Consider the following 8,465-nt stretch of genomic DNA (forward strand, 5'->3'; position numbering starts at 1 on the left):
GCCAGCATCTTTTCTGTTCTTGCTGTGGTGATATAGTGGCGTCTTCAATTCAAGGACAAGAGAACGTGATGAGCCAGTCAGAGTTTGATTCAGCGCTTCCGAACGGTATAGGGTTAGCGCCTTACCTGCGAATGAAACAGGAAGGAATGACAGAAAATGAAAGCCGCATCGTGGAGTGGTTACTCAAACCCGGTAACCTGAGTTGTGCACCCGCAATTAAAGATGTCGCAGAAGCTCTGGCGGTATCTGAAGCGATGATAGTTAAGGTATCAAAGCTGCTGGGGTTTAGCGGCTTTCGTAACTTACGCAGTGCGCTGGAAGATTATTTTTCTCAGTCAGAACAAGTATTGCCTTCCGAGTTGGCTTTTGATGAAGCGCCGCAGGATGTGGTGAATAAGGTATTTAACATCACTTTACGCACCATTATGGAAGGTCAGTCGATCGTCAACGTTGATGAGATCCACCGTGCCGCCCGCTTTTTCTATCAGGCCAGACAGCGGGATTTATACGGTGCCGGAGGATCAAATGCTATCTGTGCTGATGTACAGCACAAGTTCTTGCGCATTGGCGTACGCTGTCAGGCCTATCCGGACGCTCACATCATGATGATGTCCGCTTCGTTGTTACAGGAAGGAGATGTTGTGCTGGTAGTGACCCATTCCGGGCGAACCAGTGATGTAAAAGCGGCCGTAGAACTGGCAAAAAAGAACGGGGCAAAGATTATTTGTATAACGCATAGCTACCATTCACCAATAGCGAAACTGGCCGATTATATTATTTGCTCACCAGCCCCGGAAACGCCGTTATTAGGTCGTAATGCCTCGGCAAGAATATTACAACTAACTTTGCTGGACGCTTTTTTTGTCTCTGTCGCCCAGCTCAACATTGAACAAGCTAATATTAATATGCAAAAAACCGGCGCAATTGTTGATTTCTTCTCACCAGGCGCGCTGAAATAAGAAAAAGGTAATTCCGCCATCGCGGAGTTACCTGTCCCCTTACCGTGAGAACAATATTATGAATAAATATCTGAAATATTTCAGCAGCACACTCGTGGGCTTAATGTTGTCAACCAGCGCTTTTGCTGCCGCCGAATATGCTGTCGTATTGAAAACCCTCTCCAACCCATTTTGGGTAGATATGAAAAAAGGCATTGAAGATGAAGCAAAAACACTGGGCGTCAGCGTTGATATTTTTGCCTCTCCTTCAGAAGGCGATTTTCAATCTCAATTGCAGTTATTTGAAGATCTCAGTAATAAAAATTACAAAGGTATCGCCTTCGCTCCATTATCCTCAGTGAATCTGGTCATGCCTGTCGCCCGCGCATGGAAAAAAGGCATTTATCTGGTTAATCTCGATGAAAAAATCGACATGGATAATCTGAAAAAAGCTGGCGGCAATGTGGAAGGTTTTGTCACCACCGATAACGTTGCTGTCGGGGCGAAAGGCGCGTCGTTCATTATTGACAAATTGGGTGCTGAAGGTGGTGAAGTCGCAATCATTGAGGGTAAAGCCGGTAACGCCTCCGGTGAAGCGCGTCGTAATGGTGCCACCGAAGCCTTCAAAAAAGCAAGCCAGATCAAGCTTGTCGCCAGCCAGCCTGCCGACTGGGACCGCATTAAAGCACTGGATGTCGCCACTAACGTGTTGCAACGTAATCCGAATATTAAAGCGATCTATTGCGCGAATGACACGATGGCAATGGGTGTTGCTCAGGCAGTCGCAAACGCCGGAAAAACGGGCAAAATATTGGTCGTCGGTACAGATGGAATTCCGGAAGCCCGCAAAATGGTGGAAGCCGGACAAATGACCGCGACGGTTGCCCAGAACCCGGCAGATATTGGCGCAACGGGTCTGAAGCTGATGGTTGACGCTGAGAAATCCGGCAAGGTTATTCCGCTGGATAAAGCACCGGAATTTAAACTGGTCGATTCAATCCTGGTCACTCAATAAAACTGAATGATGCCGGATGATGATGCTAATGAAGTGTCTTATCCGGCCAACAAAATAACCTGAACGTAGACCTGATAAACGTAGCCATCAGGCAATAATACGATATTTCGTGCAGAGAGGTTATTTATGGCCACGCCATATATATCGATGGCGGGGATCGGCAAGTCCTTTGGTCCGGTTCACGCATTAAAGTCGGTTAATTTAACGGTTTATCCTGGTGAAATACATGCATTACTAGGAGAAAATGGCGCGGGTAAATCCACGCTAATGAAGGTTTTATCCGGAATACATGAGCCGACCAAAGGCACCATTACTATTAATAACATTAACTATAACAAGCTGGATCATAAATTAGCGGCACAACTCGGTATCGGGATTATTTATCAGGAACTCAGCGTTATTGATGAATTAACCGTACTGGAAAATTTATATATTGGTCGTCATCTGACGAAAAAAATCTGTGGCGTCAATATTATCGACTGGCGAGAAATGCGTGTCCGCGCCGCCATGATGTTATTACGCGTGGGCTTGAAAGTTGATTTAGATGAGAAAGTGGCGAATTTATCTATCAGCCACAAGCAGATGCTGGAAATTGCCAAAACGCTGATGCTCGATGCCAAAGTCATCATCATGGATGAACCCACCTCCTCACTCACCAATAAAGAGGTGGACTATCTGTTTCTGATCATGAATCAGTTGCGTAAAGAGGGTACGGCCATCGTCTATATCTCGCATAAGTTGGCGGAAATTCGCCGTATTTGCGACCGCTATACGGTGATGAAAGACGGCAGCAGCGTTTGCAGCGGCATGGTGAGCGATGTGTCAAATGACGATATCGTCCGTCTGATGGTAGGCCGCGAATTGCAAAACCGTTTTAACGCGATGAAGGAGAATGTCAGCAACCTTGCGCACGAAACGGTTTTTGAGGTGCGCAACGTCACCAGCCGTGACAGAAAAAAGGTCCGGGATATCTCATTTAGCGTCTGCCGGGGAGAAATATTAGGCTTTGCCGGGCTGGTCGGTTCCGGACGTACTGAACTGATGAATTGCCTGTTTGGCGTTGATAAACGCGCTGGCGGAGAAATCCGTCTTAATGGCAAAGATATCTCTCCACGTTCCCCCCTGGATGCCGTGAAAAAAGGGATGGCTTACATCACTGAAAGCCGCCGGGATAACGGTTTTTTCCCCAACTTTTCCATCGCTCAGAACATGGCGATCAGCCGCAGTCTGAAAGACGGCGGCTATAAAGGCGCGATGGGCTTGTTTCATGAAGTTGACGAGCAACGTACCGCTGAAAATCAACGCGAACTGCTGGCGCTGAAATGTCATTCGGTAAACCAGAATATCACCGAACTCTCCGGGGGAAATCAGCAGAAAGTCCTGATCTCCAAATGGCTGTGCTGTTGCCCGGAAGTGATTATTTTCGATGAACCTACCCGCGGCATCGACGTTGGCGCGAAAGCCGAAATTTACAAAGTGATGCGCCAACTGGCGGACGACGGAAAAGTCATCCTGATGGTGTCATCTGAACTACCTGAAATTATCACCGTCTGCGACCGCATCGCCGTGTTCTGCGAAGGACGACTGACGCAAATCCTGACGAATCGCGATGACATGAGCGAAGAGGAGATTATGGCATGGGCTTTACCACAAGAGTAAAAAGCGAAGCGAGCGAGAAGAAACCGTTCAACTTTGCGCTGTTCTGGGATAAATACGGCACCTTTTTTATCCTGGCGATCATCGTCGCCATTTTTGGTTCGCTGTCGCCAGAATATTTTCTGACCACCAATAATATTACCCAGATTTTTGTTCAAAGCTCCGTGACGGTATTGATCGGCATGGGCGAGTTTTTCGCTATCCTGGTCGCTGGTATCGACCTCTCGGTTGGCGCGATTCTGGCGCTTTCCGGTATGGTGACCGCCAAACTGATGTTGGCAGGTGTTGACCCGTTTCTCGCAGCGATGATTGGCGGTGTACTGGTTGGCGGCGCACTGGGGGCGATCAACGGCTGCCTGGTCAACTGGACGGGGCTACACCCGTTCATCATCACCCTTGGCACCAACGCGATTTTCCGTGGGATCACGCTGGTGATCTCCGATGCCAACTCGGTATACGGCTTCTCCTTTGACTTCGTGAACTTCTTTGCCGCCAGCGTAATTGGGATACCTGTCCCCGTTATCTTCTCGCTAATTGTCGCGCTCATCCTTTGGTTTCTGACAACGCGTATGCGGCTCGGGCGCAACATCTACGCACTGGGCGGCAACAAAAATTCGGCGTTCTATTCCGGGATTGACGTGAAATTCCACATCCTGGTGGTGTTTATCATCTCCGGTGTTTGTGCAGGTCTGGCAGGCGTCGTCTCAACTGCACGACTCGGTGCCGCAGAACCGCTTGCCGGTATGGGTTTTGAAACCTATGCCATTGCCAGCGCCATCATTGGCGGCACCAGTTTCTTCGGCGGCAAGGGGCGCATTTTCTCTGTGGTGATTGGCGGGTTGATCATCGGCACCATCAACAACGGTCTGAATATTTTGCAGGTACAAACCTATTACCAACTGGTGGTGATGGGCGGATTAATTATCGCGGCTGTCGCCCTTGACCGTCTTATCAGTAAGTAAGGAATTGAACATGAAAATCTCCCCCTCGTTAATGTGTATGGATCTGCTGAAATTTAAAGAACAGATCGAATTTATCGACAGCCATGCCGATTACTTCCACATCGATATCATGGACGGTCACTTTGTCCCCAATCTGACACTCTCACCGTTCTTCGTAAGTCAGGTTAAAAAACTGGCAACTAAACCGCTCGACTGTCATCTGATGGTGACGCGGCCGCAGGATTACATTGCTCAACTGGCACGTGCGGGAGCAGATTTTATCACTCTGCATCCGGAAACCATCAACGGCCAGGCGTTCCGCCTGATTGATGAAATCCGCCGTCATGACATGAAAGTGGGGCTGATCCTTAATCCGGAGACGCCAGTTGAGGCCATGAAATACTATATCCATAAGGCCGATAAAATTACGGTCATGACTGTCGATCCCGGCTTTGCCGGACAACCGTTCATTCCTGAAATGCTGGATAAACTTGCCGAACTGAAGGCATGGCGTGAACGAGAAGGTCTGGAGTACGAAATTGAGGTGGACGGTTCCTGCAACCAGGCAACTTACGAAAAACTAATGGCGGCAGGAGCGGATGTCTTTATCGTCGGCACTTCCGGCCTGTTTAATCATGCGGAAAATATCGACGAAGCATGGAGAATTATGACCGCGCAGATTCTGGCTGCAAAAAGCGAGGTACAGCCTCATGCAAAAACAGCATAACGTCGTAGCGGGCGTGGATATGGGGGCAACGCATATCCGCTTTTGTCTGCGGACAGCAGAAGGTGAAACGCTACACTGCGAAAAAAAGCGGACCGCAGAAGTCATTGCTCCCAGCCTGGTGTCGGGTATCGGCGAAATGATTGACGAGCAACTCAGGCGCTTTAACGCTCGCTGTCATGGTCTGGTGATGGGATTTCCGGCGCTGGTCAGTAAAGATAAACGCACCATAATTTCTACGCCTAACCTGCCGTTAACAGCGGCGGATTTATATGATCTCGCCGATAAGCTCGAAAATACGCTGAATTGTCCGGTTGAGTTTTCCCGCGACGTTAACCTGCAACTCTCCTGGGACGTAGTAGAAAACCGCCTTACGCAACAACTGGTTCTGGCGGCCTATCTCGGTACGGGGATGGGGTTCGCAGTGTGGATGAACGGTGCGCCGTGGACGGGTGCACACGGTGTGGCAGGCGAACTGGGTCATATCCCCCTGGGAGATATGACCCAACACTGCGCGTGTGGCAATCCTGGGTGCCTGGAAACCAATTGCTCTGGAATGGCGCTAAGACGCTGGTACGAACAACAGCCCCGAAATTACCCATTGAGCGACCTTTTCGTCCATGCGGAAAACGCCCCTTTCGTCCAGAGTCTGCTTGAAAACGCGGCACGGGCCATTGCCACCAGCATTAATCTGTTCGATCCCGATGCGGTGATTCTGGGCGGTGGCGTGATGGATATGCCCGCCTTCCCACGCGAGACTCTCATTGCCATGACCCAAAAGTACCTGCGCCGTCCACTGCCGCATCAGGTCGTGCGCTTTATTGCCGCCTCATCTTCTGACTTTAATGGCGCTCAGGGTGCAGCAATATTGGCGCATCAACATTTTTTGCCACAGTCCTGTGCTAAAGCCCCATGAGTAAAGCGTTGGCACAGTAGCGCAATGTCCCGCTGTGCCAACGACAGGTACAATATATATAATAAACACATAAAACGGCTCATATTATTTTCTGCAATGATAGTTTTACTGTAACTTTTCCTCTTCAGCACAAATGCCTAATAAAATGGATCGTTCAGCTCACACTTCCACTTATTAAAGTCGCAAATTCCCAATTATGATAACCCCAGCTTTAAATGACGTATTTTGCATGGATTACATATTTACGACATAAATGATAAATGGAGATTTATATGAATAACTCTCGGTTATTCCGTTTGAGCAGAATTATTATTGCGTTAACTGCCGCCAGCGGCATGATGGTAAATACCGCTAACGCGAAAGAGGAAGCGAAAGCCGCCACTCAATATACCCAACAGGTTAATCAGAATTACGCCAAATCATTACCGTTTAGCGATCGTCAGGATTTTGACGACGCTCAGCGTGGATTTATCGCTCCGCTGCTGGATGAAGGTATTCTGCGCGATGCTAATGGCAAACCATATTATCGCGGGGAAGATTATAAATTTGATATCAATGCGCCCGCGCCTGAAACCGTTAACCCTAGCCTGTGGCGTCAGTCGCAGTTAAACGGTATTTCCGGCCTGTTTAAAGTCACCGACAGAATGTACCAGGTTCGCGGTCAGGATATCTCCAACATCACCTTTATCGAAGGTGATACCGGGATTATTGTCATCGACCCGCTGGTGACGCCACCGAGCGCAAAAGCCGCCCTTGACCTTTACTTCCAAAATCGCCCGCAAAAACCGATTGTTGCGGTTATTTATACCCACAGCCATACCGACCACTATGGCGGCGTGAAAGGCATTATCTCTGAAGCCGATGTGAAATCCGGTAAAGTGCAGGTTATCGCCCCTGCTGGCTTTATGGACGAAGCCATCAGCGAAAACGTACTGGCGGGTAATATTATGAGCCGCCGTGCACTTTACTCCTACGGCCTGCTGCTGGCGCATAACCCTCAGGGTAACATCGGCAATGGTCTTGGCGTAACGCTGGCATCGGGCTACCCGAGCATCATCGCACCGAACAAAACCATCACCAAAACCGGTGAGAAGATGATTATCGACGGCCTGGAGTTTGACTTCCTGATGACCCCAGGTAGCGAAGCACCAGCCGAAATGCACTTCTATATTCCGGCCCTGAAAGCGCTGTGTACCGCCGAGAACGCCACGCATACCCTGCACAACTTCTACACTCTGCGCGGCGCGAAAACCCGCGACACCAGCAAGTGGACCGAGTATCTGAACGAAACGCTGGATATGTGGGGTAACGACGCGGAAGTCCTGTTTATGCCGCACACCTGGCCGGTCTGGGGCAATAAGCATATCAATGATTATATTGGTAAATATCGCGATACTATCAAGTACATTCACGACCAGACCCTGCACCTGGCGAACCAGGGCTACACCATGAATGAAATCGGCGACATGATTAAACTGCCGCCTGCACTTGCCAATAACTGGGCCAGCCGTGGCTATTACGGTTCTGTCAGCCACAACGCCCGCGCGGTGTATAACTTCTATCTTGGCTATTACGACGGTAACCCGGCTAACCTGCATCCGTATGGTCAGGTGGAGATGGGTAAACGTTACGTGCAGGCGCTGGGCGGTTCTGCCCGTGTCATCAACCTGGCGCAAGAAGCGAACAAGCAAGGTGATTACCGCTGGTCGGCAGAACTGCTGAAACAGGTGATTGCCGCCAACCCGGGTGACCAGGTCGCGAAGAATCTGCAAGCGAATAACTTTGAACAGCTGGGCTATCAGGCCGAGTCCGCCACCTGGCGCGGTTTCTACCTGACCGGCGCGAAAGAGCTGCGCGAAGGGGTGCATAAGTTCAGCCACGGCACCACCGGTTCCCCGGACACCATTCGCGGGATGTCGGTCGAAATGCTGTTCGACTTTATGTCCGTTCGCCTCGATAGCGCGAAAGCCGCGGGTAAAAATATCAGCCTGAACTTCAATATGAGCAATGGCGATAACCTCAACCTGACGCTGAACGATAGCGTGCTTAACTACCGTAAAACACTGCAATCCCAAGCTGACGCCTCTTTCTACATCAGCCGTGAAGATCTGCACGCCGTGCTGACCGGGCAAGCCAAAATGGCGGATCTGGTAAAAGCGAAGAAAGCCAAAATTATTGGCAATGGCGCGAAACTGGAAGAAATTATCGCCTGTCTGGATAATTTCGATTTGTGGGTGAATATCGTAACCCCAAATTAATGTCACTCGCTTTTGGG

General features: G+C 49.7%; 7 protein-coding genes. All 7 read left to right on the plus strand.

Translation table 11 applies throughout. From position 1 onward, the window contains the following. Window positions 1-68: 68 nt before the first annotated feature. Window positions 69-959: a D-allose utilization transcriptional regulator AlsR gene (gene alsR, locus E0D98_RS19030; RefSeq protein WP_000083216.1), complete on the plus strand. Its 891-nt coding sequence runs from the start codon at window positions 69-71 to the stop codon at window positions 957-959. 58 nt (window positions 960-1,017) lie between these two features. Next, on the plus strand, window positions 1,018-1,953 hold the full coding sequence (gene alsB, locus E0D98_RS19035) for a D-allose transporter substrate-binding protein (RefSeq protein WP_001046195.1): 936 nt from the start codon (window positions 1,018-1,020) through the stop codon (window positions 1,951-1,953). Window positions 1,954-2,079: 126 nt separating this feature from the next. Then, on the plus strand, window positions 2,080-3,612 hold the full coding sequence (gene alsA / locus E0D98_RS19040) for a D-allose ABC transporter ATP-binding protein AlsA (protein ID WP_000235249.1): 1,533 nt from the start codon (window positions 2,080-2,082) through the stop codon (window positions 3,610-3,612). Further along, window positions 3,591-4,571, plus strand: coding sequence for a D-allose ABC transporter permease (gene alsC, locus E0D98_RS19045; RefSeq protein WP_000507106.1), 981 nt, complete (start codon window positions 3,591-3,593; stop codon window positions 4,569-4,571). Before alsA ends, alsC begins: the two co-directional genes overlap by 22 nt. Before the next feature lie 10 nt (window positions 4,572-4,581). Beyond that, on the plus strand, window positions 4,582-5,277 hold the full coding sequence (gene alsE, locus E0D98_RS19050) for a D-allulose-6-phosphate 3-epimerase (RefSeq protein WP_001311314.1): 696 nt from the start codon (window positions 4,582-4,584) through the stop codon (window positions 5,275-5,277). After that, a complete protein-coding gene (gene alsK, locus E0D98_RS19055) occupies window positions 5,261-6,190 on the plus strand; it encodes an allose kinase (RefSeq protein ID WP_001171699.1) in 930 nt (309 codons plus the stop codon). Before alsE ends, alsK begins: the two co-directional genes overlap by 17 nt. A 272-nt stretch (window positions 6,191-6,462) precedes the next feature. Beyond that, a complete protein-coding gene (gene yjcS, locus E0D98_RS19060) occupies window positions 6,463-8,448 on the plus strand; it encodes an alkyl sulfatase YjcS (RefSeq protein WP_001065991.1) in 1,986 nt (661 codons plus the stop codon). Window positions 8,449-8,465: the final 17 nt, after the last annotated feature.

It is taken from the genome of Escherichia sp. KCJ4928, from assembly GCF_004352695.1.
Lineage (GTDB): Bacteria > Pseudomonadota > Gammaproteobacteria > Enterobacterales > Enterobacteriaceae > ECMA0423.

Bases quoted from the DNA above. Each gene is read 5' to 3' on its own strand.
- alsE (WP_001311314.1), top strand. From the start codon at position 4,582: ATGAAAATCTCCCCCTCGTTAATGTGTATGGATCTGCTGAAATTTAAA.
- yjcS (WP_001065991.1), top strand. From the start codon at position 6,463: ATGAATAACTCTCGGTTATTCCGTTTGAGCAGAATTATTATTGCGTTA.
- alsR (WP_000083216.1), top strand. From the start codon at position 69: ATGAGCCAGTCAGAGTTTGATTCAGCGCTTCCGAACGGTATAGGGTTA.
- alsB (WP_001046195.1), top strand. From the start codon at position 1,018: ATGAATAAATATCTGAAATATTTCAGCAGCACACTCGTGGGCTTAATG.
- alsC (WP_000507106.1), top strand. From the start codon at position 3,591: ATGGGCTTTACCACAAGAGTAAAAAGCGAAGCGAGCGAGAAGAAACCG.
- alsA (WP_000235249.1), top strand. From the start codon at position 2,080: ATGGCCACGCCATATATATCGATGGCGGGGATCGGCAAGTCCTTTGGT.
- alsK (WP_001171699.1), top strand. From the start codon at position 5,261: ATGCAAAAACAGCATAACGTCGTAGCGGGCGTGGATATGGGGGCAACG.